This window comes from Bacillus sp. F9_6S_D1_P_5, assembly GCF_054823925.1.
The window spans coordinates 18991-44489 of the sequence record NZ_JBTREW010000025.1 but is presented as its reverse complement, the minus strand read 5'-3'; the positions used below and the strand labels follow the sequence as shown (position 1 = coordinate 44489).

Below are 25499 nucleotides of genomic sequence, written 5' to 3'. Positions count from 1 at the left end.
ATGTTTTTTCTAATTCTCAGATGAAACATAAAGGCCTTGATTCCTTAACGTAGAAAAATCAGATTGTATCTGCTGTAAAATTTCTTAGCGTGTAATATTCATGTTTTTTCGGTGGGGCCCCAAGAAAGTGATGATAGAAAAAATAGGTTTATTAATTTAGTAACTTGTGATGAGCATATAAAAGAAAAAAACTTATTCTAATAATAATTATGAAGAAAAAACACCGAGAAAATCCCGATAAAATAGGGGATAAAAAGGGGGAATTTTGATAATAGAATCAACGGTATTCTTAATGTACAAGCCCTTTGACAACCGCATATCGAAGAGGATTAGTACACCTATAAGTGAAACGTTCTTATGCGAGAATGTCACGGTAACGTATACCGCATAGTAGGGCGGGCAAGGCGGTACGAACCCGCGTTAAGACGAAAAGACCAATGAATGTATTACAATGACATATTCCAGTGTGGCGGGTGTGAGATAACTCGCATTCGTCATGCTGTTTCTAATTTATATTTACCAATCAGCTCGGAATGCGTCCTCTGGGTTGATAATAAATATAAGTCTATTACTCTCTAGTATGTCGGTTCTTAAAAATGGAATGGGGGTGGTTGCTCATGATTGAGTGACACTTGCATTCTAAAAAGCTAAAAAGTATACGTGATCTCGTACATTAGTAATTACTCACGATTCTTATTAATGACCAAAACGAGGGCAAAGAGTTCCACTCTTTGTTTGAGCCAATACAGCGGAAATATTCCCCTTCCGGCCCTCTATTATATTGGTTCAAACAAGGCGTCGAAAGAAACATATACGTCTTGATATAAATCCTTTATAATTCGATATTGGCCAGCAAAGGTGAAAATGACATTAAGTAGCCGAAGTATTGAGCCAGCTCTAAGGAGCATAAAAGAGAAGAGGACTATAAAGTTGAGAAAATGAATTCTCGCTCTTCTCCCATTTGTTTATATTTCCCCTATTAGATAAGTTAACTATGGACAAATTGATAAAACATACTTTTTGAATTATTTAATACAAGTATATATAATTATATCGATGTTAACATATTAACTAGTTAAAAATGGGGAAAGAAAAATGAAGGTTAAATTTGATGTGGTTAAAGATGAAAATTTTGATTTTACTTTATTAGAAACAAAATTGCTGAAAACTTTTAAAGAAGTGGATAATGTAGCAATAGTTGAAAAGGTTGAAGATAAAATTTTTGAAAAAGATGATATGCCAACCCATTTAGCGGAGATTACTATTAATGTTACAGGAAAGAATATCGGATATAGATCAGTTTCAGCTAGTATATTTATTGTTCTAGAAAGTCTATCAATGAAGCTATTCAATATTAATATTAGTATATATTAAGCATCCAACAAGGGTGCTTTTTTCTTTGTTATATAGAAATTACACATTAAACCAGTAAAATTTTGAATGAGACAAGCATATACTAATAACTGAACACGACGTATTCATTCTTTATAATCGTATTGGACGAGCACCTTATAGGGCTCTTTTTTTATTGCACATAAGGAATTCCCAAACATACAATATCGAGTCAATGCCAACCAACTTATTCCTTTTCCGAGAGCTATATATATTCCGCTATAAAGCTCTTTTATGTTGCGCCATTAGAACGGGCAGGGCATTGTCGTATATTTAATACTCAGAAGCTTAGGGCACTTTATAGTGTTCTTTTTTTATTGAACAAAATGGACATTTGGATTAAAGGATATCTATATAAATAGGTAGAATCTAATTAGTTGGTTCACATTTTAATCCAAGGGGTACAAATTCGATGCGGCGTGAAAAGGATTTGTTGAAACAATGGAAGGCGGATCTGCAAGCTATTCAAGAAGAGAAAAGGCTGAAGAAGAAGGCTAAGAAAAAGGCTAAGAAAAAGAATAAGAAATATAGCATTCCTGGTAATACAGCTGACTTCATGAATGGCAAGAATACTTATTGTAAAGAGAATGGGGTATGGAGGCAAAGAAATAAATAATGTGAGGATATATGATTTTGGTTAAGTGTATAGGAATTATCGTAGGCGCTACCGTAATCTGGGTGGCGTCTTGTTTGTTGTTAAGGAAAGATAAAGGGAAATAAAAACAAGAGAGCTAATGCCCTCTTGTTTGGGATGTAGTAATTAATCGCAGATTGGTATTCCGAGCATTCTTAGAGCCAATGCTACTTGAAGAGAAATCTCTAATCTAGCAATTTCAATACCTGCTACTGAGAGAACTAAAAAAGGTTGTCCATTTACAAACACAACGCAACTATCCATGGTTACGCCTCCTTTCTAGCAATCTACTATAGTATATATATTAATCATTAATATGTAATAGTATAATTAATGAATTTAATAGAATTGATAGATTAGCCCATTTAAACAAAACAAACGAACACAACGAAGGCGAAAATCTCTTTTTCCCCGTCTAAAAGTTGACCCTTTTGTACAGGGGAAATTTATAGGTTAAAAACTTTGTAAACAGATAGTTGTTAATGTCTAGAAGATAGTCTAAAATAAAAGTATATAATTCTTTAGACTTTTAGACTATTTTGAGGTGATTTGGATGGCGATCGTTGGTTATGCAAGGGTAAGTACAAAAGATCAAAACTTAGATGCACAAATTGAAAGGTTAACAGAATATGGATGTGACAAAATATATTCTGAAAAGTACAGTGGAGCTAATAGTGATCGAGAAGAATTGCAAAAGGCATTAGAGTACATGAGAGAAGGAGATAAATTTGTTGTTTGTAAAATAGACCGTTTAGCTAGATCAATATTTGATTTGCATAAGATTGTAAATCAATTAGCTGATCGAGGAATAGCGGTGGTATTTCTTAAAGAACAAATTGATTTCTCTACACCTGCGGGTAAATTAATGTTCACTATGCTAGGAGCTATTGCTGAGTTTGAAAGAGACTTAATTAATGAAAGAACAGCTGAGGGTAGAGAAAGAGCTAAAGCGATGGGTAAACATATGGGACGTAAAGGGCAGGATGAAAAGCAAGTGAAACAAGCTATGAACTTATTCTTTAATAGGAAAGAAAATGGCTTAAGTGTAAATGACATTTCAAAAATGACGGGGGTTCCGCGTTCTACTATTTATGCAAAAGCAAAAGAACTAAAGTAGCGAATCCGCTGCTTTTTTATTTTATAAAAAATTCACTTTAAACATTTCTTATAGCTAAGAATACTTATGTAAATATAGAAAACAGATTTGATTCTTGGAATGAGGGGATCGATGTGGATATAACACATACTATAGCGAGAATAGTGGTTAATGGGAAAGATCTTCCGTTTACTTCAGTTAGGACAACTGCATGGATTAATGGACCTGCGAATGATTTAATTGTTACAACTAAGCAAAGGGTGGATGAGCTTTATCGGTTTATGTGGTCACGGGTGCCAGTCATGCTAACGATGTATTTTGTTCAGGGAGCGGACATAGTGAGATTTGCTCGAGTTGCAGGAGTTGATGAAAGTATAATGGGAGAATATATATATCATTTTATTTGGTGATAAGCCAAACTTTAAGTAGCCTAACAGCTGCTTTTTATTTTATAAAGAAGTAACTCTGATATTCTATATACTTTCATGTTAATATAAAAGAAAAAAGAGGATATATGAATGCTTGTATGGGGTCTTATGTTAATTGGCTTAGGTATTTTTATTGTTTGTCTAACGTTAATTGATGGATTTAGAGAGGCGAAAGAGAATGGTTGCAGTGGATTTAAAGATTTTATAATTATAGTGCTGGTACGCATTGTAGATATAATTAGTGATTTGTGGAGTTTCCGATTTCTTTTCATACTCATAGGATCTTTATGTATTGGAGTGGGTGTGGGTATTTTAACAATAGAAATGCAATAAAGAATAAGCGAAAAGCATCTAGATAGGATGCTTTTTTATTTTACAAAAAAAGAACCTGCAAACCTGCAGATTCTCCTGACAATGATTTATGAAGTAAGACCCGAAAATATAATACAATGATTCGAAAATGAGTTCAAGAGTGTTTGGTAATTCAAGCCGCGCTATAATTTTTGTTTTTATGCTTCTTTCTAATATCCATAAAAGCTAACAATGCTCCTATAGCACAAAGGCCTTTAAACCAAAGGAATTCAGAAGAAAATAATCCGCCAAAGAAAGCGACTGAGTGTACAAAACAAGTAATACCAAATAACCAAAGCATGAACTTTAATTCTTTTGAGGAATATTTATAGTTTTTATATCTTTCCCACATACGTATCAACTCCTATTGTTATGAGGTTCTGTAGTTTTTCTTTTTGAAATCTCGCATGTTGAGGATAAGGAATAGAAGGAAGATAACAGCTCCGATGCCATTAATCCAGTAGTATGTGCGCCCTGTTGTGAATCCGTTATAGAATTCATAGGCATTCCAAATTACAAGAAGTACTGAGCAGACAGTAGAAATCATTAATGAGCCAAAACTTCTCATGATTTTCACCTCGATTCGAATTTTTAGAACTTATTTATAATTTTACATTTAAATAAAAGGATTTACAATGATAGGAATGAAAAAGAACCCGATAGAGTTCGGGTCCTTTTCAGAAGTGATGATGTATTCTCGGCTTGGGAACTGAGAAAAACACAAAAATATAATACATCGAGTTTTAGAGAATTTCAATACTAAATTTGGGATTACCATGAGGGGGAGTTATAACGAGTTTCTTCCTATTAATATAGAAGGTGGTGGGTGATATGAAGTGAAACAAAAACACGAGTTAGCTCAAGAAGATTACATGCAGGGTATGAAGTATAAGGAACTGGCTGAAAAATATGAGGTCAGTGTAAATATCGTAAAGTCATGGAAGACCAGATATAAATGGGATAGAAAAAGTGTGCATACAAAAGGTGAAAAAGTGCGCACACAAAAGAAAACAGGTGCACCCATTGGTAATAAGAATGCGGTGGGTAATTCGGGTAACAAGAGCCCCAAGTATGGTAATAAGAACGCTGTAGGGCATGGCCCGCCGAAAGGGAACCATAACGCTATGACGCATGGATTGTTTAGAAAGATAATTCCGAGTGATGATCCGCATGCTATGGAATTACTCGATGAAATACAAAACCATACGGAATTAGATATGCTGTTTAATTCTATCCAGTTGCAATACTTCAACATTCTTAATTCGCAACGCATCATGCATGTTCGCGATAAAGACGATATGTCGAAGGAGATTATTAGCGAGTCTGAAGGTGGAGAAGCTTACATGGTTCAGTTTGCGTGGGATAAGCAAGCTAACTTACTTACTGCTTACTCACGAGCAATGACATCATTATCTGCTATGATTGAGCGGTTCGATAAGCTAGCTAATGTAGATGATGAAAGAAGATTAAAATTAACTCAAATGAAAGCTAACATTGAGAAAACTAAAGCTGACACTGCTCGTATTAAGGGTGAAGATGGTGAAGAATACGAAGATGATGGTTTCAAAGAAGCGCTAGAAGGCAAGGTGGAGGAAGTGTGGGATGACCATGACGACGATTCCGAAGCGTAACAAGAAACCTGCTCCATTCAAATTTAAGCCATTCTCCAAAAAGCAGCTGAAGGTATTAACCTGGTGGAAGCCTAACAGTCCCGTTAAAGATTATGATGGGATTATTTGCGATGGTTCTATTCGTGCGGGAAAAACAGTATCGATGGCTCTTTCCTATGTTATGTGGGCAATGGAATCATTTGAAGGCGAGAACTTTGGTATGTGTGGTAAAACGATTGGTTCGCACCGTCGTAACGTTATAACGCCACTTAAAAAGATGCTGAAGTCTCGTGGTTATAAGGTTAAAGATCACCGCAGTGAGAATATGCTTACTATTACTAAAGACGGTGTGACAAACTTCTTTTATATTTTTGGTGGTAAAGATGAAAGTTCCCAGGATTTGATCCAAGGAATTACTGCCGCTGGCATGTTTTTTGATGAAGTGGCACTTATGGTACAAAGTTTCGTTAACCAAGCAACAGGCCGTTTGTCTGTAACTGGTTCAAAAATGTGGTTCAACTGTAATCCGGCAGGCCCGTATCACTGGTTTAAAGAGAAGTGGTTGGATCAAAAGAAAGAAAAGAATCTACTGCACCTTAAATTCTCTATGGATGATAATTTGTCATTAGATGAGAAGACGAAAAGAAGATATCACCGCATGTATAGTGGCGTATTCTATCGTAGATATATCAAAGGTGAATGGGCAGCTGCTTCAGGGCTTATATTCGATATGTTTGATGAAAATAAGCATAAAGTTCCTACGATTCAAAGGGAGTACGTTGAATACTTTGTCTCTTGTGACTATGGTACGCAGAACGCCATGGTATATGGATTGTGGGGTAAGTGCATCGAAAAAGGTGAAGAAGTATGGTACAAGGTGAAAGAGTACCGTTATAGCGGTAGAGAAACAGAAAAGCAGAAAACAGATCAGGAATATTACGAAGACTTTGAGGGATTTGTAGGGGATTTGCCAATCCGTGGTACAGTAGTTGACCCGTCCGCTGCTTCATTTATAGCTTTGCTAGTTAGGAACAAACGAAAAGTATATAAGGCCCGAAATAATGTTAAAGAGGGTATTGGTAATGTCGGTGTTGCGCTTAACACGGGCATTATTTATTTTAACGATTGCTGTAACGAAACATTTAAAGAATTCGCTTCTTATATATGGGATGAGAAATCAGTTGAACGTGGTGAAGATAAGCCACTGAAAGAGAATGATCACCATATGGACGAAACAAGATACTTTGTTAATACAATTATTTATGGACTGCGTAAAAAGAGGAAAAAGAAAAGAGGTGAAGCAGCTTAATGATGAATAAAAGGAAAGTTAGTGCCAAAGTAATTAAGGCGGCGGGAACGAGTGCTCAGGTACTATCCCGCCAGCAAGAGAGTGAAAATGAGAAGTATGCTGTAAATGAAATCATTGAGCCACCTTATAGAATAGAAGACCTACAGCAGATTAGAGAAAATAGTACGATTCTTGGGCAATGTATTGATGCGTACAAGCGTAATATAGCTGGGTTTGGTCATGAAATGAAGTATAAGCAAGATGATAACAAAGAAACTCCTGAAATGAGGGCGGAGTGGACGTTAGTTGATACTGAAATTATTCCGTTATTTAGCTTCGAAAAGCCATTCAAGGAGATTCTTGAAACGGGCATTGATGATAAAGAGACGACTGGCAATGGTTATATTGAAGCGATTCGTAATTTAGAAGGAAAGCCTGCTGAATTAATAAATATGTTACCGCAGTACATGCGAGTGACTCGTAAAGATGATAACCCCCAAGAAGTTACATACTTAATTAACGGAAAAGAAGTCAAAAGAAAGAAAAGGTTCCGTCGCTATGTACAACGAGTAGGATCAGTAGATACTTATTTCAAAGAGTTTGGCGATCCGCGTTTCTTAAATAAAGAGACTGGTGAGTTTTCCGATTTTTCGTTAGGAGAGAAAAACGCTACCGAAGTCATTCATTTGAAGATTGGTAATGGACCATATGGCATTCCGCGTTGGGTATCGCATGTTGTACACATGGTAGGGGCTAGAAAGGCAGAAGAATTAAACCTTCGCTATTTCAAACAAGGTAGGCATATTCCGATGGCTATATTGCTGAAGAATGGCATTTTATCAGAAGAAAGCGAAGCTGCTCTTACCGATTATGTTTCAAATGTCGAAGGTGAAGATAATCAACATAAATATCTCTTACTGCAAGTTGAAAATGCAGATGAAGGTGTAGTTGGTGATACACAGCCAAACATTGATATAGAGTTGAAATCACTAGCGGATGTATTGCAAAATGATGCCTTATTCCTTGAATACGATGAGAAATCACGCCAAAAGGTACAATCAGCATTCCGTTTGCCAGATGTATATGTTGGTTACATTAGAGACTTTAACAGAGCAACTGCTGAATCTGTGCGTGAGATTACAGAAGAGCAGGTGTTTGAACCTGAGCGTAACAGCTTAGAGTTCATCATTAATAACGTTCTTTTGCTTCCATATGGATTAAAACACGTATATGTGAACCTACGTAAGTCAGAAATTAGTAACACGGAAGATATGGTTAAAACTGTTGAGGTACTGGCTGATAAGGGCGGTTTAACATTCCGAGATATACGTAATATCGCTGGTAATATGCTAAACAAAGAGTTCTCTGATTATGATATTCTTGAAGCAGATCAACCAGTTGCTTTAGTTTTAGAAAGACATCGTAAAGTAAGTGGTTGGCAAAAAGGATTAGGAGAAACTCTACAGAAGTCGGCAGGCAATACTGATGAAGAGCTACTATTCGTCATGAAAGATGTTCGTGACTTATTGTTAGAAATAGAAGAAAAAAAGAACTAACTTAATTAGAAGGTTCTTTCTCTAGGTATTCTTTAATAAGATTTTCGATGATTTTACTTACATCTGTGCCTCGTCTTGCGGCATCCACTTTTATTTTTACAATTAATTCTTCATCTAGAGTTGTTGTGAATTTTTTTCTAGCCATATTATGCACTGCTCATCACTATCGATTATACAGACATACACCATCCTTCTCTCTATATTGTATACGTATATATGTATACAATATAGAGAGAAGGATGGTGTGAGATATGCCTAAGAAAAAAACAATTAATGAAGTTAAAAAGGCGTTTGAACAAAACGGTTATGAATTATTGGAAACAGAATATAAAAATTCACATACTCCTATGCATTTTAAATGTCCTAAGCATCCAAATGAAGAAACAAAGGTAAGTTATTCTTCGTTAATGAGTGGGACAAGATGCCGTTTTTGTAGCAATACCAAAAAAGGTAGTCATAAGAAATTAAATAATGAATATGTAGAAAAACGGTTTAAGCAAAGAGGCTACACCTTATTAGAAGAATATAAAAACTCTCGAACTAAGATTAAGTATAGATGTTTAAAACACCCAGATAAACTTCTTAGCATAAGATACAACGATTTCCAAAGTGGGCATGGGTGCCCTTATTGTTCCGGTAAGTTATCTAAACTAACTATTGAGTTTGTCAGAGAAGAATTCAAAAAGAGAAATTATAAATTGCTTGAAACTGAATACCGTAATGTAGACACAAAAATGCGATACGAATGCCCTTTCCACCCAGATGAAGAGATACGCATAAGGTACCATGATTTCCAAAATGGTGCTGGCTGTCCTTTTTGCGCTACTGAGAGAAGAAGTGAAATTATTAGAGGTGAAAATCATTATAATTGGAAGGGCGGCATAACAGAATTAAAGGATTTTTTACGTAAACACATTTCGGAATGGAAACAGGACTCACTGAAAATATATGGTTACAAATGTTTTGTCACTCAAGGCAAACAAGCTTTAGAAATACATCACGTAACCCCTTTTTATAAAATAAGGGATTTAGTATTAGAAGAATTAAATATACCAGTTTTTAAAAATGTAAGTGACTATTCAGAGGAACAGCTAAATCTTATGATAGAAAAACTAAAAGAGCACCATGATGAAATAGGTGGTGTACCTTTGGAAAGTGATGTTCATAGATTGTTTCATAAAATATATGGAGTTTACGATACAACTATAGAACAATTACATGAGTTCAAATATAGGTATCTTTCTGGTGAATTTACACAAGAAAATACGCTATGGTAACAATTAAGTTTATATTATATCTTCCGCCATTAGGCGGTTTTTTGTAGGTGATTTAAATACAGAAGATTGATAAGCTATTAGTTTCTCTTAATGAATGGATTGCAAAGGCTGATACGGATGATTTCGTAGCTTCATTGCCTACTGATCTAGAAGTATTTGACATGTTACCAGGATACGTTGAGGAATTTGAAAAAGAAATTGCTAAACTGCTTCGGAAACAGAAGAAGTACCTTGTCGATGGAATTAAGAACTATACGAAAAAAGATGCTGTGGAGAAGGGGATCAAGATAAAGGACATTATTGACTTTGTCACTAGTAGCCTATTTGGGGCGGATACCTTTGCTAAAAGCCTGAGCAAAGCAGCAAGGAAGTTTCTTGATTACACGATGAAAGATATGACAAAAGCTTTTATGGATGCGATTGACCCGGATATCCAGTTTAATATCTTTTCAAAACGAACTACAAAGTGGATTGATAGTTGGTCGGATGAATTAGGTAAGATCATGAAAATTAATTCTCACAAAGCAGTAGAGCGGATTTTAAACGAAGGATTAGAGAAAGGGAAAGGTATTCGTGAAATAGCAGGAGAGCTTGCGAAGCTTCCGGAATTCGACCGTAAAAGAGCGAAGAGGACAGCGCAGACTGAAGTCCTTGCAGCATGCTCCGCTTCTCAATTTGAATCATATTGCCAATCCCCTGCTGTTACAGGTAAGAAGTGGCGTCATAGCGGTGCAAAGAATAACCAGCCACGCGATAATCATGTTGCGTATGACGGCACAACGGTTCCGGTAGAGGAAGAGTTTAAACTGCCCGGATCTGGTGAGAAATGTATGTTTCCTCGTGATAGTTCGTTAAGTGCGAAAGAAAGAGTGAATTGCAAATGTGTTCTTCAGCCTGTAGTAGATAACAACATATTAGGGCTATCTGAAGGAGAGAAGCAGAAGATTAGGGAAGAAACTTTGAAGGAGTTGAGTAGAAAATGAAGACTTCTAAAACTAGGCTGATTCATATTTGAAAGGAGGTGAATAGAACAGATGACAAAGCGAAAATTGAAGAATCTACAAGTCTCACACGTTTCTTATGTAAATGCAGGTGCAAATAAAAGAGAATTCTTTTTGACTAAATCAGACCAAGAACCGAACTTTGAAAAAGAAGTGCGTGTTATTAAATCAAATGATGAAGAAAAACGCTTAGTATATGGAATTGTTTATGAACCGGGTGTTCTCGATAGTCATAACGATTTCGCTGACGAAGTGACTATCGAGAAAGCTGCTCATGAGTTCATGCTGAAATATCGACAGATTGATAAGGACCATGATTTCCAAGCAGGAGTTGGTGAAGTAGTTGAATCATATATCGCTCCTGCTGATATGGAAGTGAACGGTGAGGTAATAACAAAAGGAACATGGGTGCTTGTTACTAAGGCAACTGAGGAAGTGTGGGAATCTATCCAAAAGGGAGATTATAAAGGTTATTCTCTAGCAGGAGTCGCAGAAACAGAAGTGATTGAAGAAGAAGTAACTAAAACTGAAGAGAAGCAATTTAAGTCCTTCTTTCAATTGATGAAGGGCTTTTTTAGTGGAGAGAAAGTTGAAAAAGGCGAGGTTAGAGATAGATTTAACCAGAATAAACATCGTCGTGATGTTAACGCCTCTTTCTCTGCACTAGAAGATACTTTCTATCAATCGTTATGGAATGCTCCTACTGCCGATGCTATCGACTTAGATCGTATTGAAGCAGCCGCACTTGAATTTGTTGAGATTATCAATGAATTGAAGAACACAGAAGCAGTTGTAAAGGCATGGGAGGACAAACCTGTTGTATCTCTTGCTGAAGAAGTAGAGAAAGCAGGCAAGAAAATCAGTGCTCCAAACATGACAGATATCGACGCTGCTATTGAGTCATTAACAAATCTAAAAACACGCGTCACACCTTCAACGGAAGACGCAGGGAGTGAGGGAAACAATATGGAGTTTAACCAAGAACAATTAGAAAAAACATTAACTTCAGCAGTAGAAAAGGCTGTTGGCCCAATTAAGGAAGAGTTAGCTACTGTTAAGAAACACCTTAATCTCGACGAGGAAAAAACAGAAGAAGATATTAAGGTGGAAAAAGTTGTTGAAGCTGCTACCGCTCCTTTACGTGAAGAGATCGAAGCATTAAAGAAATCTCAAGGTATTAGTAATCAGCAAGATACTGATGTTATCGAGAAAGCAGAAGTTAAAAAATCTGTATGGAATGGCTTACTGTAAGCCTGAAGGAGGAAAATATATATGACACTTAATAACAAAACAATTATTGAAAAAGCGGACGTTACCCTTGCCACATTAGCTAGTGGTGGTTTAATGAATCCTGAACAAGCTGATACTTTCTTACGTATGGTGCAAAATTCTCCTACTATTCTAAAGGACTCGCGTTTTGTTCAAATGGCCTCAGACACACTTAAAATTGAAAAAATTGGCTTTGGTTCCCGTATTCTTCGCCCTGGTGTTGAAGGTGTACCTTTAAAAGACTCTGATCGCTCTGCTCCATCAACTAGCACAATTACGTTAAATGCTAAAGAAGTAATTGCGGAAGTGCATATTACCTATGATACATTGGAAAACAATATTGAGGGCGGTAATCTTCAAAATACTATCATGCAGATGATAGCAGATCGTGCTGCATTAGATATCGAAGAGCTAATTCTGAATGGTGATATAGCGTCTACAGATTCATATTTAGCTTTATTAGATGGGCTTCGCAAACAAGCAACTTCACATGTCGTAGATTGTTCTGCAGGTGCATTTACTAAAGATGTATTTAAGAAAGCTTATAAAGCTGTTCCTGCTAAGTATCTACGTAACCCTAAAGACTGGAAGTTTTACACATCGCATGGTTTAGAAATTGAATGGAAAGACCAAGTAGCGTTGCGACAAACTAACTTAGGGGATGTCTCACTTCAAGGTGGTTTAGCTTCTGCTTATGGTGTTCCAGTGGAGGGAATTGCTATGTTACAACCATATAATGATGGAGAAAATACTGTATCTGATATTTTATTAACGCCACCTAAAAATATTGTGACAGGTATGAGCCGTAATATTCGAATTGAGGTAGATAAGGATATTCGCGCTCGTAAATTCATTATTGTTTTAACTGCGAAGGTTGATGTGAAGTTCGAAGAGGAAGATGCAGTTGCAAAAGTTATCAAAGTTAAGGAGTGATGACTTTTGAATTATTACGTTAAATTAGTTGTTGGTAAAACATATGACGTCCATGAACGTCTTTTTTTATTGGACCAAGAAGAGAAGGTTACAAAGAAAACCTATGATTATCTAAATGGTAATGAACAATTTGTAGTTCGAAAAGACAGTAGTAAATCTAAAGGAGAGGAGTGATAAGTATGGCACTTATTACTGCTCAAGAATTAATAGATTACACTATACTACCTGAAGTTAAGAAACGTCCTGTTCCTCTATTGGAGCAGGACATACTTGAAGCAGAAACAGAGATTAATAATATCCCTAACATCGATAATTTTGCTGATAAAACGAAATTCCCGGTAATTCCTGAAGAGGTAAAACTAGCTTGTAAGAAATTAGCGCAGTATTATGCATATACAAACGCTGATACAACTGCTATGAAGGGGATTAAATCAGAAAGTGTTGGTGGTGGAGATTATTCTTATACAAAGGATAGTTCCAGTATCACTAAACCCGATGTGCTTAATTTATTAAAAGGATTTATACCTAACTCTGGCAAAAATAAAGTCACATTCAAAATGAGGGCTATATAATGTCACTGCAAGGGATGATGGTCCACCAATGTGATATTTACCATTTGCAGAAGGAAACAAAGCCTGGGAAGTACGGGCAACCAGGAGAAGAGGTTTATTTATACCATGACACTCCTGATATAGCAGAACAAATCTGCTACTTTGCAGAGAATGTAGCAGTTGCTAGACCTACTGCAATACAGTCTGCGCCAAATCAGTTAAATGAACAGCATATACGAGTGTTATTTATGCCTGGTACAGATATAAAACACAATGACAAGGTAATCAAAAAGAATACTAATGTCGTTTACTATATACGAAATCCCTTTCCAGTAGTACATCCACTTACTGGTGAGATTTCACATATAAAAGCCACTGCGGAGAGGAAGAGTGAACCATGGCTAGCCAAATAACGATTAGAGGATTTCGTGAGTTCAGTGCAAAGTTGAATCGTATGGCACGCGGACTAGATCGGAACGTTGCCTTATGGCTTGAAGCTAGTGGTTTTCAATTTCTAGAAGAGGTGCAAAATCAAATCATCTCATTAGCGGTTGTAGACACAAGACGACTGCTAAATTCGTTTGATAAAGGTGGAGACGGAAATGTATGGCGTTCCTCTGATGGTGGTTTAGTGTTAGAAATAGGGACGAATGTCGATTACGCTAAACTTCAAAATGATGGGTGGCAGCAGGTAAGGAGATTCGTTCCAGGTAGATGGGAAGGACATAATTTTGAATATGATCCACACGCACCAACTGGAATGATGCTAACCGCTAAATTTATTGAAGGTCGCCCCTATTGGGATAATGCAGTTGCTATTTATGAACGGATGTTTCAACGTTCATTTGACCGCCAATTTAAGCAATGGGTACAGAATGGAGCGAGATAATTATGTATGAGCAAATACATGGTTCTATGAAAGCTTTTATATACGAAAGTTTACCTGTTAATACATTCGCTTATCATGATCAAGTTCCAGAAGAACTAGTCATTCCATCCGTTTATTATCCGATTTTATCTATAAATGATAATAAAACTTCAAAGGATCATTACACCTTACTATACACGATGGTAGTAAGGTTTTTTAATGTAACGACAGATAAGGCAATGCAAACAGCTGAAAAGGTTGCTAACAAAATCAGAAGTAACGGTTACACAGTACATCTGCGAAATGAAGATGGTAGTGAATCAATTGAAACGATTTATTTTCGGAGAGTAACGACTGCTCCAAGTGGAGTTGGCTCTGCGCAACTAACAATGATTTTTGAATACCAACAAGCTTATGTAGATTAAGGAGTGTGAAATATATGGCTGAAACACCAGGAACAGTTAAGAACAAAATGTACCGTGGTGATGAATTTATCATCGCTGCTAAAATCAAAGATCAAACAAATCAAATGATATTAGTTAGACCATTTGACCAGACTGAAGACTCTCATAATATTGAAGCTGATGAAATTGAAGCGGAATCTAAAGATAGATCATATTCCGATTATGGAAAAAGAAAAGAAACTCGTTCCTTCTCTTGTACGTTAGCAGAAGGGGATCCGTATTATCCTGCTGTTAAGGCAGCTATTAGAAACGGTGAATATATGGAGATTTATGAAATCAACATGCGAACGAAAGAAGCGGAAGCAGGTAATTATATGATTACTTCTTTTGAACGTTCTTCATCTAACGGTGAATTTGTTTCTTATTCAGTGGAAGTAAAATTATCCGGATCTGTAAGGACAGAAACCCTCACAGTAATTCCTAAAGGTGCAGGTCAGTAAAGGGCGGTTTTTACCGTCCTTTTAAATTTGAAAATAATATCCAATTAAAAGGAGATTGATATATATGCGTTTTGAAATCGATAAAAAAGAATACGAATTAAAACTTACTTTTGGAAACATCTATGAATTAAATAAAAAATATGAAGGTGGTTCAAACGAAGTTGTAATGGCTTGTATGCAAGGAGATTTAGAGTTGTTTGTGGATGCTATCTACTTTGGATTAATGCATACAAAAGAAGGATTTACACGCGAAAAAGTCATGGAGAACATCGAAAAACAATTTGAAGAGGGGAAAATTTCTCAAGAATTCATTGAAGAACTTTTAAATGAGGTGGTAGCAGAGAGTACTTTCTACCAAAAGACAACAAAAAAGTTGAGAAAACAAATGAAGAAGCAGTATCTAGCCAAAAATCCAGAAGCGTTGGAGAACCCAGAGATGATGGAAATGGTAGAGGAAATGTTCGGGAAGGTCGAAGAATAAGAGAATTTACTCGCGAGGACTTAGACAAAGTTCAACAAGATGGGTTTAGATATTTAAAATTATTGCCTAGCGAGGTTATGGAGCTTACCCCTCGTGAATTCGAAAATATGATGATAGGTCGGAATGAGCAACACCTTGATGAGTTGCAAACAAATAGCGTGTTTGCACTGATGATGCGTGTAGCCTATCATCATGACCCTAAAAAGAAGTTAAAACCAACTGATTTATTCGACCGCAATAAGTTGAATGGAGAAAATAATCAAGATTTAACGATAGAAGAAAAAATGCAAAAAGCACAAGAACATATGCAGTTCTTACAAACTCTCAACTTCAATTAGAAAGGAGGGAGAGATTTGGCCACACAAGAAGAATTAGTTGTTCAGTTTAGGGCTGAAACTGATCAAATGCGTCGCGAGATTCAACAGATGCGTCGTGAAATGAACGATTTTGTCACATCAACTAGTCGAAGCTCCAGAGAATATCGACGTAGCATTGAAAATATGGGGAATGCTAACAGTGAATATAGTCGTAGATTAAGGCAAATGAAATACGAACAACGAGAAGCTATGAAGCCTCATATTGAAGAGTTAAAACGAACTAAACTCGCTTATTTAGATGCTGCTATGAGTATGGCAACATATTCTGGTAGCGCCCGGGATTTAATTGCCCAAGTTAACAGAATTGGTAAGGCAGAAAAAGCCGCAAATGATGAAATTATGAAACTAGACAGAATGAAACAAGCTAGTATTTTGCAAACCATTGGTATGTTGAACAATATGTCTACTACATCAAGTAAACTACAAGGTAACTTACAACGCATGGGGAATCCATTATACAATGTTTCTAGGGGTGCTTTAGCGGCAACAAATGCAATGGAACGATTGGCGAACAGAAGCAGTGCTGCTCAGTTAGCTTTAGAATTCCTTGGACCTACTGCGAATATGAAGCAGTTAAATGATCAAATTCGTATTATTAACCAATCTGTTATGGGAATGGGACAAGCATTTTTAGTCGTTGGTGCTGGAGCAGTTATGTTTTATGGTAAATTGCATAAAGCTAATATGGAGATGAACCCTAAATATGCAAAAGCATATAAAGATATGATGGAGTCACTTACTGAAGCGTTACAGCCAATGAGGGATGCGTTTGCTGCTTTATGGATGATTATTAAACCGGCGGTAATGGTATTAGCCATGGCCAGTCCTGTAGCATGGGCGCTAGCAGCTGCGATAACAGGTTTAGCTTTAGGATTTACTTATGCGTATAAAAATATAGAACCATTTAGGAACGCAGTAAATAACGTGATAACCGTTTTTAAAGCGTTTTGGCAAGTTTTACAAGGAAATAGTGATGGTGCAGCTAGTATGCTCACTTCACTAGGAATGTCACCAGAGAATACTAGAGCGATCATATCATTTGGTGAAACAGTTCGAGGGGTAATTGAAACAATTAAACAAGTTTTTTCAAGCTTTGCAGTATTCATGCAAGGCATTTTTGCGTTGTTCGCAGGTGATGAAGAAAACGGAACAGCATTATTAAAATCGTTAGGGATGAATCAGGCAACGATTACAACGGTTGTTAATACTGTATCGTCTATCAAACAAGCAATAAGCGAATTTTTAAGCGAAATCTGGTCCTTCATGACTGCAATCGGAACCCAAATAGCCCAGTTTTGGCTAGAAAACGGCAGCCAGATAAAACAAGCCTTTTCCGATTGTTGGTCTGTAGCGAGTGAAATAATAAAATCGGTAATGCCGATTATAGTCGCAGTTTTCCAATTTGCGTGGCCGATTATTAAAGAGATTGTGATTGGAACGTTAGAAGCGATACGTGATTTTATACAAGGAATTCTAAAAGTTATACTTGGAATCGTGAAAGTTTTTTCATCCCTTTTTACTGACGATTGGGCTGGAGTGTGGGAAGGGGTTAAGGAAATTTGGTTCGGAGCACTAGAAGCGATTTGGGGTTACCTGCAATTATGGGGTGCTGGGAGAGTCCTAAAGTGGCTTGGTAAGTTTGGAAATGACATAGGTCGGTTATTCGGGAAATTTTGGGGAGATATAAAGAAAATTTGGAATGACGCCCTTGCAGATTTATATGTATTCTTCGGTTCAAAATTAGAAACAATAACCCGTCTAGCGCAAAGTTGGGGCGGTATGTTCAAAAACTTCTTTGTTGGAATTTGGGACGCTATTATAGGCGGAATACAAAACAAAATGAACAATGTAGTTTCAGCTATTGGATGGGTACTAGGGCAAGCGGTAAATACAGTCCAACGTTTTGTAGGCTACTTTTTCACAATTGGTCAGCAAATAATATCTGGAATGATTAATGGTATTTATAGTTACGCCAATAAACTAATAGATCAGGTGTTTAATATTGGTCGTTCCATAAAAGATACTATTACCGGATTTTTCCGAATCCACTCTCCTTCACGTGTGATGAGAGATATAGGGGTCTACGTAGGTCAAGGTTTAGATCAGGGAATGGATAGTATGATAAACCCTCTTGTGCGTACTGCATTAGATATGGCGTCTGCTGTTAAAGATGGATTTTCCAGTTTGACAGATTCAATTCAGATGGGTGATATTCTCCCTGGTGATGTAGTGGCTCCTGTAATTCCTTCTATTTCAGGGAGTTACAAAGCACCATCATATGTATCAGGCGTTAATTCATCATCAGATTTTGGGCAACAAGCAATGGTTAACTCTCAATCAGCTAATGTCACAAGTCAAAATGATACTAGATTAGTGGCAGCTGCAGTTAAAAATCTAGGCGACAAATTAGATAACCTACAAGTTGTTATGGAAGGTGAAACAGTAGGACGTATTGTACGACCTCATGTAAATGAAGGGAATGCAGTCGAAAACACAGTAAGGAGGTATTTTTAATGGACGTGCAAATCACAAGAATGAATGGACAAACTATGAAGCTATCTGACATAAACGTTCAGGCGCAAGACTTCCGTGTGGGATCGATTGAAATGCGTCCTACCTATGTAGATGTAGAGGGAGCGAACGGAAGAATTAGCACAGGATCTACTTATGGGATACGGACTATAACCGTACCTTTTTATTTTAAGGCACAGGACTTATTGGATGTAGCAATAACGAGAGATAAACTATTTGAAATGATACTAAGTACGGAATCTTTTTATATTCGTGAATTACGACGATTAGAGTATCAAAATGGAGATAATCTAATCGTTAGTGGTAAACGATATAAAGTAAATATTTCCTCTACATTTGATATAGATCAGCAACTCAAATATGGATTTGGTGAAATAGAATTTGAAACAGCAGACTTACCATTCGCTGAATCGATTGGCAAATCATCTGATATCCAACGCGATGGTATAGATGTGTCGAGTGGACTTTGGGGAGCAGGAATGGGTATTATAGTTGATCCTGTTTCGCACAAGTATAAGCATAATATCGTACCAGGTCAGAAATTTAAAATTTACAATCCCGGTAATATACCAGTTCATCCTTTTGAACAAGAATTAAAGATAGTTATTAGTGATGTTGTAGGTGGTTCTACAGGTTTTATGGTAAAAAATCTAACGAATTTTAGTACTGCTACAATTAATTATCCTCTTTCTAGTTCAGATATAGTAATTTATAACGGCCCGAGTATCGGAAGAAACGGATTAGAATTTTTAAGAAATACAAAAAAAGATTTCATCGAGTTAGTCCCGGGTTGGAATACTTTTGAAGTGTTTAATTGCACCTCAGCAACGATAGAATTTGATTTTAGATTTTACTACAAGTGAGGTGACTTATTATGTATGTACGTGATTTGGAGAATAAGGAGTATATTACACAGGTAACTTACCTCATTGAAGAAGAATTAAATGGGAATTGTGTATTTTCTGCAAAGATATCTCCCAATAAAGTGAATTTAATATTTCTTAATAAACTCTCAGAAATGTGGACTCTAGTCGATGATAATGAAACAGAATATAAAGTTGTTTATCTGAAAAAACAGGGTGAAGGGAAAACATTAACTGCTGAGATTAAAGCGGTACCGAAATTTTATGATGACTTCGACAATGGTCGCGTGTATGAAGAATATAATCAATCCTTCACTGCAAATGCTTGCTTTGCAACTATTTTTAGTGGAAGTGGCTACGTTTATCAATTGAATGGAAGTTATAATTCATTGCAATGGGATGGATTCGGTGGTGGCTCTACCCGACTTGAAATGTTTAAAGATGCATTGAATCGTTATGGAGCAGAGTTCAGGATTCTGGGCAAGGTTGTAACGATTGAACCTCAAATTGGATCTGACTTAAACGTCATGTACCGCCATAGATTGAATGCTTCAAATATAGTTCAAGAAGTTGATGCATCGGGATTTTGGACATACGCTAAAGGTTATGGTGATTTCACAGAAGAAGATGGGTGGAAAGGCGCTAAATTGATTCGTGAGTATACATCACCGCTTGCCAGTATTCCTGGAATTGGTGTACGTCACGCTCCACCTTTAAAAGACGGTCGTATCAAACTAAATGCAACAATGGATAACGGTTTAAAAAAGATTGTGAACGAAAGTTTAAAAATTAGCGTAACTGCTGATATACACGATTTAACAAAACAGAAATACCCGATTGCTCAGAGTAGACTTGGTGATCGGGTATTCCTTATTGATGAAAGAATTGGATTGGACGCAGAAGTACGTGTTGTGAATCGAAGTGTATTACGTGATTGGCGCGGAAATATACTTGATGTTCAATTAACTTTTGGAAATCAAGACATTACCAAAAGGTATCAGTCTAATTTAGATCATGCTGCTAAAACAATTAATGATTTGATAGAGGGTAGAGAAAAACTTCCAATCAATGCAATGGCAGCAGAGGTTGCGAACGTCACGAGTATGATTTTAGGCGTAACTAGTGAATTAGATATCACGCCACAAGGATTAATTGCGAAGGATAAGAACAACCCAAATTATGTTGTAGTCTTGAATAGTGCTGGATTAGGCGTAAGCACTGATGGCGGCACAACGTTTAGGAATGCAATTACAGGAAGAGGTATAGTTGCAGAACGGATTTTAGCAGGAGAAATCAAAGGTTCTACACTACGCACTGATAGTGGGTCTAACTACGTTCATATCGAAAAACAATTTATACGCTTGATGGAGTCGAATTTAACACGTCTATACCTTGGGTACTATACGAATTCCGTCAATCAACTACAGCCAACGATTGTATTAGGTGGGGATTCAAGTTTTCAAGATGGCTCTGTTGTTCTTAGTCAACAACCAACGCAAGGATTCTTAGGGATAATAAACGGAAAAGATTCTTACGGAGACCCGTATTTCGTAAGCTCAGTTGCTTTCAAAAGATCAGGCGATTTGAATCTTAGCGCCGGAATGAACGGCAATTTCACTGTTAAATCTGGTAAGGGTATAGGGCATTATGCGCAAGGTGGCTCGTTTTGGGCAGAAGCAACGGGCGGGATAACATTAAACGGCGGGGCTAAAACCGTATGGTTGGAAAGTCAGGCTTCTATTGTTTGCAGCTTAAATGGAAAAAATATGCTTGATGTAGTGGATAACAATGGAGAAACGGATTTGCGATTTCAAACATTATTACTTAGAAATGGAGCAGTACCTGGTTATGCGGGTAAATTACAGGTTAAATCTGGTTCAGGTACTTCTTATTCTCCTGTAGTGGCAAGTAATTTTGAAACTTCATCGCAACGTAAGTATAAAACAAACATTCGAGATGTACAGTTTGATGCTTTAGAAAAAATTATGGCGTTAAATATTCAACAATATAATTTAAAAACAGACATGGAACAATTGTATGAAATGAGGATGAACCGCCGAGAAGACGATGAGACAGTATTAACCACAAAGGATATCACAACTAGATACGGTTGGATTGCAGATGATGAAAAGAATCCTGAGTGTTTCGTTACAAAAGAAAGAAATGCCGCTGAGATATATTCATCTTTAGCTATTCAAATTAAAGCATTTCAAGAAGAAAAAAATGCGAAGGATACTGAAATCATTGCATTAAAAGAAAAAATTGATGAACTTGAAGCAAAAGATAAAGATCGCGAAGCAAGGTTAGTAGCACTAGAACGAAAAATCTTATAAACGATTTAATCAAAAGTGTGCACAAGCAGGCTTTTTTATTTTGAACAAAAGGAGTGATCCATTTGGCAGAACTATTAAAAGTAAGAGAAATAACAATTGATACAATGCAATATAAAGATTTCGCCACAAAAGAAGAAGAACTAAAGGTAATGCGGTTTTATCAGAATGATTTAAACTCTGCCAAGTTATTAATCAATGTAACTCACGACAAAGTAGTTACGGATTTTTCAACGGCCACAAAGGTACAAATTGCATTTTTAAAGCCTGATGGTAAAAGAGTGTTCCAAGATGTACAGAATGTAAACCAAATGCAAGGTAGGTATTATGTAGTATTGAGCACACAAACACTTATTGCATACGGAAACGTGATTGCACAATTAAGATTAACTTTCCCTAATAATAAAGTAATTGAAACGTGCAAATTTGTTTTTGCTGTTGATGAATCGATAATGTCTGATGAAGCGATGGAATCTACAAATGAATTCCCAGTAATTCAAAAAGCAATTGAAGCTGGAGAGAAACTTGAAGGTGTAGATATTGATGGAATTATCGCAGCTGGGGAATTAGCAAAGGGAGCGTTACCTAAAGCGGGCGGTACGATGACGGGTAGTCTACGCCTAGATAAATCACCCGCAAGTGGAACAAATTGGAGAAGTATCTCATGGGATTTAGATAATGCAGAAGCTATCCGTATGGGTATAAATGGTTCTAACTACTTTGTACTATGGGACGCTCCTCAAAATGTTATCCCATTTGAATACAGACCAACTACAAAAGAGGTACGTATAGGAAGTGGGACTACTGTCAATATCTTAGGTGAGTCAAACCTCCTAAAAACAACAGGCGGTACGATGACAGGTGAGGTTGTATTAAATTCCCAAGCAACACTCCGCCAACAGATGCCGAAGACTGCGAGTGCTAGGGGATTCCGATATCAGGACGATACTACCAGTACTTATGTAGCAGGATTAGGTTTCTATCGTTCCAGTGACACTGATAAAGGCGCACTTTACATGGGGTGGGGCGAAACACCTTGGTCACAAGGGCAGTCTCTATCCGTGGGGGAGAACGTCTTTAAGTACAAAGGCAAGGATATAGCGTTTGCTGATAAAAACGGACTAGTTAATTTAACTCTTACGGCTGATGCTACTGCTGATGATGTTAACTTCCCAGTACGAGCGACTAGAAGAGGCAACACAGTAACATTATCCGGAAAGGTTATGCTAAACGCCGGAGCGGTAGGGACTACTATAGCGAACTTACCTGCTGATATGCGACCCGTGAACCGATTCGCTTCTCATTTCAACGCAAGCGATGGAACGCCGGTATTCATAGATGTTAACCCAAATGGGAATATCTTATTTAACGTAAAAGGTAAAGCAGTATATATGACTATCACATATGTAGCGGACTAAGGAGGAATAAACATGGCTAAATATTACGGTTATTGTTACGATGCAGAAGGTAAGTTTACAGAAATTATTCCTATTGATGAGAAACCGATTTACGAGAAACAAACCTTATATCGTGAAGAACAGAAAGAAGTGGTCACGGAGGAAAAACTCTGTGACCTTCACCAATCCATTGAGGACGGCACGTATGAGCCTGTAATTGATGAAGAGACAGGCGAGGAGTTACCAGTAGTTAGTAAATATGAATGCCCTAACTGTGTAATGCACAGTGTAGAGTATGAAACTATTAAAGTACCATATGAGGAAGATATTATTGTGGGTTATGAGCCTGACATTCCGGAGAACTGCACATTGGAGGTTTGCCCGTGGCTAGGTTACGAGCCTGTATTTAAGGATGGGAAATGGGTTAAAACAGTAGAACCCGAACCAGTAGAACCACAACCGGAAAAGTCATCGGAATTAGAAGAGCTTAAAAAGCAAATGGAACTAATGCAGAAAGCAATGGATGAAATGATTATTGCAGGTATCCAATAAGAAGGAGTAGATGCAAAATGGCAGAATACATGGCACAACGAGTAATCGATGAAGCTTTTACGTATGCATTTATCATTGTAAAAATGAAGACATATAAAGAAAGAATTGATAAATACTTAACTGAAAATGGAAGAGCAGATTTAATTACAGTTAGCGTACTATAGTGGGCTTTTTATTTTGTACAAAATACGGCTTTGAGTAAAAATTCAATTCATAGATCAAGAGGGGCGATTTCGCTTCTCTTTTTATTTTGAGATGGGGTGATTGAAGTGGAAGGATTACAAGAAGTAAGAAACGATGTTCAAGAAATAAGGCAAGATATAAAGGATATTCGTTTAGAAATTAAAAGTTTAGAGATGCGAACGACAGGTAACGAAAAAGACATTATCAATATCAACAAACAGTTAGATAAAATTAGTGCAAATACAACTTGGATTTTACGACTTATTGTCGGTGGTCTTATTGGCGCAGCACTAACCTTCTTATTGAAAGGAGGTGGCATGTAATGATTGAAATAAGCGTAATAATCGCAGTTGTAGTTGGTCTTTCACAAATCGCAAAAACAATTGGATTACAAACAAAATACGTTCCGTTATTAAATTTAACGCTTGGCATTGTGCTAGGCGTTTTATTTTTGGGTGGAGATATCAAAACAAATGTATTTCAAGGAATCATCATTGGGTTGTCAGCAAGTGGATTATTCGACCACACAAAAATTATAAAAAAGGATGCTGATGTGAAATGAAAAAGACATTAAAACATATTTCTTCTGTAGTCTTTGCTGTTATTTTAGTTTTATCCGTTGCAACAAGCGCTTTTGCTGATAGAACACTTATTATTCCTGATTTACCCAAACAACCATATCGTTATGGCGTAGGGGCTTATGAGGGGGTTGTAGCACATAGTACTGCGACTCCTGAAGCGCCAGCTATTAATATTCAAAAATATGAGTCTCGTACATGGCGTTCAGCGTTTGTTCATTATGCAGTCGATTGGGACGAAACAATCCAAATTGCTGATACAAAATACATTGCTTATGGTGGCGGTCCTGCTGCTAATAAACGTTTTGTACATGTAGAGTTATGCGAAACAGCGGACTATACAAAATTCAAACGCAGCTATGACAAATACGTTAAGTTACTAGCTAAAATCTTACGTGACCGTGGATTATCAGTAGAAAAAGGATTATGGACTCACTACGATGTAACGAAATACCTTGGTGGAACAGATCATGAAGATCCACTTGATTACTTAAAGTCTCATGGCATTTCAGAAGCTCAATTTAGAACGGATGTACAACGAGCATACAATAATTCTAGTGTTGAAGTTTCTGTTCCTGAGAAGCCATCTAAACCAGCGGAGGTTCCAACAGCTGTAACAGACGGTATTGCTTATATTGAAGGCTACAACGTTAATTTACGTAAAGGACCAGATACAAGCTATTCTAAGATGCGTCAACTAAATAAACCGGAATCTTATGTTGTATGGGCTGAAAAGGATGGTTGGTTAAATCTTGGTGGAGAACAATGGATTAAGAACGATCCGTCTTATGTGAAGTTTAATAAGAAAAGTACAGTAGATTCTTCTATTGTAGGGAAACGCGTTGTATCTAAAGTTAACAATCTACGTTTCTATGATGCTCCATCTTGGAAGGATAAAGATGTTGCTGGGTCTGTAGATGCAGGTTTAGGATTTACGATTGATGCGAAAGTAAGTGTCAATGGTTCATCACAATATAAAGTACACAATAGCAAAGGGAAAACATACTATGTAACAACAAATGAAGCTTATGTATATGTAAAGTAATAT

General features: G+C 36.9%; 33 protein-coding genes. 29 read left to right on the top strand and 4 right to left on the bottom strand.

All coding sequences use genetic code 11. The features are described 5' to 3' along the window. Window positions 1-1095 precede the first annotated feature (1095 nt). Window positions 1096-1374 carry a hypothetical protein gene (locus ACUXEY_RS23860; protein WP_461301765.1) on the top strand — a complete coding sequence of 93 codons (279 nt, stop codon included), beginning with the start codon at window positions 1096-1098 and terminating at the stop codon, window positions 1372-1374. Between the two features lie 430 nt (window positions 1375-1804). After that, entirely contained in the window at window positions 1805-2008 is a 204-nt protein-coding gene (locus tag ACUXEY_RS23855) for a hypothetical protein (RefSeq protein ID WP_461301764.1), read from the top strand. 144 nt (window positions 2009-2152) lie between these two features. On the opposite strand, the gene ACUXEY_RS23850 is transcribed toward ACUXEY_RS23855, so the two are convergent. Further along, entirely contained in the window at window positions 2153-2290 is a 138-nt protein-coding gene (locus tag ACUXEY_RS23850) for a DUF3956 domain-containing protein (protein WP_461301763.1), read from the bottom strand. 289 nt (window positions 2291-2579) lie between these two features. On the opposite strand from ACUXEY_RS23850, the gene ACUXEY_RS23845 reads away from it, so the two are divergent. From ACUXEY_RS23845 to ACUXEY_RS23835, 3 genes are all read left to right on the top strand, one after another. Next, window positions 2580-3143: a recombinase family protein gene (locus ACUXEY_RS23845; RefSeq protein WP_098668936.1), complete on the top strand. Its 564-nt coding sequence runs from the start codon at window positions 2580-2582 to the stop codon at window positions 3141-3143. Between the two features lie 74 nt (window positions 3144-3217). Beyond that, window positions 3218-3532, top strand: coding sequence for a hypothetical protein (locus tag ACUXEY_RS23840; RefSeq protein WP_166705144.1), 315 nt, complete (start codon window positions 3218-3220; stop codon window positions 3530-3532). A 108-nt stretch (window positions 3533-3640) separates the two neighbouring features. Further along, window positions 3641-3883 (top strand): hypothetical protein, encoded by a 243-nt coding sequence (locus ACUXEY_RS23835; RefSeq protein ID WP_166705104.1) that lies wholly within the window; start codon window positions 3641-3643, stop codon window positions 3881-3883. 151 nt (window positions 3884-4034) lie between these two features. Here the strand turns inward: ACUXEY_RS23835 and ACUXEY_RS23830 are convergent, their stop codons facing one another. Next, the gene (locus ACUXEY_RS23830) at window positions 4035-4253 is read right to left on the bottom strand and encodes a hypothetical protein (RefSeq protein ID WP_098668934.1); all 219 of its coding nucleotides are present in this window, start codon (window positions 4251-4253) and stop codon (window positions 4035-4037) included. An 18-nt stretch (window positions 4254-4271) separates the two neighbouring features. Further along, window positions 4272-4469, bottom strand: a complete 198-nt coding sequence (locus tag ACUXEY_RS23825; RefSeq protein WP_071715583.1) for a hypothetical protein — start codon at window positions 4467-4469, stop codon at window positions 4272-4274. Window positions 4470-4737: 268 nt separating this feature from the next. Here ACUXEY_RS23825 and terS point away from each other — a divergent pair, with 268 nt between their 5' ends. From terS to ACUXEY_RS23810, 3 genes are read left to right on the top strand one after another with little or no spacing between them, the layout of a single operon-like run. After that, window positions 4738-5532, top strand: a complete 795-nt coding sequence (gene terS, locus ACUXEY_RS23820) for a phage terminase small subunit (protein ID WP_461301762.1) — start codon at window positions 4738-4740, stop codon at window positions 5530-5532. Next, window positions 5504-6820, top strand: a complete 1317-nt coding sequence (locus ACUXEY_RS23815) for a PBSX family phage terminase large subunit (protein WP_098962496.1) — start codon at window positions 5504-5506, stop codon at window positions 6818-6820. Before terS ends, ACUXEY_RS23815 begins: the two co-directional genes overlap by 29 nt. Next, on the top strand, window positions 6820-8355 hold the full coding sequence (locus tag ACUXEY_RS23810; protein ID WP_461301761.1) for a phage portal protein: 1536 nt from the start codon (window positions 6820-6822) through the stop codon (window positions 8353-8355). Before ACUXEY_RS23815 ends, ACUXEY_RS23810 begins: the two co-directional genes overlap by 1 nt. A 1-nt stretch (window position 8356) precedes the next feature. Here ACUXEY_RS23810 and ACUXEY_RS23805 read toward each other — a convergent pair whose 3' ends face one another. After that, window positions 8357-8500: a DUF6364 family protein gene (locus tag ACUXEY_RS23805; RefSeq protein ID WP_098858217.1), complete on the bottom strand. Its 144-nt coding sequence runs from the start codon at window positions 8498-8500 to the stop codon at window positions 8357-8359. A 106-nt stretch (window positions 8501-8606) separates the two neighbouring features. Between ACUXEY_RS23805 and ACUXEY_RS23800 the strand changes: the two genes are divergently transcribed. The 21 genes from ACUXEY_RS23800 to ACUXEY_RS23700 all read left to right on the top strand — a co-directional run bounded on the left by ACUXEY_RS23800 (window position 8607) and on the right by ACUXEY_RS23700 (window position 25496). Further along, a complete protein-coding gene (locus tag ACUXEY_RS23800) occupies window positions 8607-9632 on the top strand; it encodes a hypothetical protein (RefSeq protein ID WP_461301760.1) in 1026 nt (341 codons plus the stop codon). Window positions 9633-9688: 56 nt separating this feature from the next. After that, entirely contained in the window at window positions 9689-10615 is a 927-nt protein-coding gene (locus ACUXEY_RS23795) for a phage minor head protein (RefSeq protein ID WP_461301790.1), read from the top strand. Window positions 10616-10666: 51 nt separating this feature from the next. Further along, the gene (locus ACUXEY_RS23790; RefSeq protein ID WP_461301759.1) at window positions 10667-11884 is read left to right on the top strand and encodes an XkdF-like putative serine protease domain-containing protein; all 1218 of its coding nucleotides are present in this window, start codon (window positions 10667-10669) and stop codon (window positions 11882-11884) included. A gap of 21 nt (window positions 11885-11905) precedes the next feature. Next, the gene (locus ACUXEY_RS23785) at window positions 11906-12835 is read left to right on the top strand and encodes a phage major capsid protein (protein ID WP_461301758.1); all 930 of its coding nucleotides are present in this window, start codon (window positions 11906-11908) and stop codon (window positions 12833-12835) included. Window positions 12836-12841: 6 nt separating this feature from the next. Further along, complete coding sequence (locus ACUXEY_RS23780; protein WP_166705110.1) at window positions 12842-13009, top strand: YqbF domain-containing protein; 168 nt, start codon at window positions 12842-12844, stop codon at window positions 13007-13009. Between the two features lie 5 nt (window positions 13010-13014). Continuing rightward, window positions 13015-13407 (top strand): protein YqbG, encoded by a 393-nt coding sequence (gene yqbG / locus ACUXEY_RS23775; protein ID WP_461301757.1) that lies wholly within the window; start codon window positions 13015-13017, stop codon window positions 13405-13407. After that, window positions 13407-13799 (top strand): DUF3599 family protein, encoded by a 393-nt coding sequence (locus ACUXEY_RS23770; RefSeq protein ID WP_461301756.1) that lies wholly within the window; start codon window positions 13407-13409, stop codon window positions 13797-13799. The genes yqbG and ACUXEY_RS23770 overlap by 1 nt, the downstream gene beginning before the upstream one ends. Then, a complete protein-coding gene (locus tag ACUXEY_RS23765; protein WP_461301755.1) occupies window positions 13784-14275 on the top strand; it encodes an HK97 gp10 family phage protein in 492 nt (163 codons plus the stop codon). The genes ACUXEY_RS23770 and ACUXEY_RS23765 overlap by 16 nt, the downstream gene beginning before the upstream one ends. A gap of 2 nt (window positions 14276-14277) precedes the next feature. Further along, the gene (locus ACUXEY_RS23760) at window positions 14278-14679 is read left to right on the top strand and encodes a hypothetical protein (RefSeq protein ID WP_461301754.1); all 402 of its coding nucleotides are present in this window, start codon (window positions 14278-14280) and stop codon (window positions 14677-14679) included. A 14-nt stretch (window positions 14680-14693) separates the two neighbouring features. Further along, the gene (locus tag ACUXEY_RS23755; RefSeq protein ID WP_429601020.1) at window positions 14694-15158 is read left to right on the top strand and encodes a phage major tail protein, TP901-1 family; all 465 of its coding nucleotides are present in this window, start codon (window positions 14694-14696) and stop codon (window positions 15156-15158) included. A gap of 64 nt (window positions 15159-15222) precedes the next feature. After that, window positions 15223-15639, top strand: a complete 417-nt coding sequence (locus tag ACUXEY_RS23750; protein ID WP_461301753.1) for a tail assembly chaperone — start codon at window positions 15223-15225, stop codon at window positions 15637-15639. A 77-nt stretch (window positions 15640-15716) separates the two neighbouring features. Next, window positions 15717-15977 carry a hypothetical protein gene (locus ACUXEY_RS23745; protein ID WP_166705116.1) on the top strand — a complete coding sequence of 87 codons (261 nt, stop codon included), beginning with the start codon at window positions 15717-15719 and terminating at the stop codon, window positions 15975-15977. Window positions 15978-15992: 15 nt separating this feature from the next. After that, complete coding sequence (locus ACUXEY_RS23740) at window positions 15993-18530, top strand: phage tail protein (protein ID WP_461301752.1); 2538 nt, start codon at window positions 15993-15995, stop codon at window positions 18528-18530. Next, window positions 18530-19411 (top strand): phage tail domain-containing protein, encoded by an 882-nt coding sequence (locus ACUXEY_RS23735; protein ID WP_461301751.1) that lies wholly within the window; start codon window positions 18530-18532, stop codon window positions 19409-19411. The genes ACUXEY_RS23740 and ACUXEY_RS23735 overlap by 1 nt, the downstream gene beginning before the upstream one ends. A gap of 11 nt (window positions 19412-19422) precedes the next feature. Then, window positions 19423-21744: a phage tail protein gene (locus ACUXEY_RS23730; RefSeq protein ID WP_461301750.1), complete on the top strand. Its 2322-nt coding sequence runs from the start codon at window positions 19423-19425 to the stop codon at window positions 21742-21744. 62 nt (window positions 21745-21806) lie between these two features. Continuing rightward, on the top strand, window positions 21807-23159 hold the full coding sequence (locus ACUXEY_RS23725; protein ID WP_461301749.1) for a BppU family phage baseplate upper protein: 1353 nt from the start codon (window positions 21807-21809) through the stop codon (window positions 23157-23159). 12 nt (window positions 23160-23171) lie between these two features. After that, window positions 23172-23690, top strand: coding sequence for a hypothetical protein (locus ACUXEY_RS23720; RefSeq protein ID WP_461301748.1), 519 nt, complete (start codon window positions 23172-23174; stop codon window positions 23688-23690). Between the two features lie 17 nt (window positions 23691-23707). Next, the gene (locus ACUXEY_RS23715) at window positions 23708-23854 is read left to right on the top strand and encodes a hypothetical protein (RefSeq protein ID WP_461301747.1); all 147 of its coding nucleotides are present in this window, start codon (window positions 23708-23710) and stop codon (window positions 23852-23854) included. Window positions 23855-23959: 105 nt separating this feature from the next. Next, a complete protein-coding gene (locus tag ACUXEY_RS23710; RefSeq protein ID WP_063221072.1) occupies window positions 23960-24196 on the top strand; it encodes a hemolysin XhlA family protein in 237 nt (78 codons plus the stop codon). After that, entirely contained in the window at window positions 24196-24435 is a 240-nt protein-coding gene (locus ACUXEY_RS23705) for a holin (protein ID WP_097841671.1), read from the top strand. Before ACUXEY_RS23710 ends, ACUXEY_RS23705 begins: the two co-directional genes overlap by 1 nt. Then, window positions 24432-25496, top strand: a complete 1065-nt coding sequence (locus ACUXEY_RS23700; protein ID WP_461301746.1) for an N-acetylmuramoyl-L-alanine amidase — start codon at window positions 24432-24434, stop codon at window positions 25494-25496. The genes ACUXEY_RS23705 and ACUXEY_RS23700 overlap by 4 nt, the downstream gene beginning before the upstream one ends. The last annotated feature ends 3 nt before the right edge of the window (window positions 25497-25499 follow it).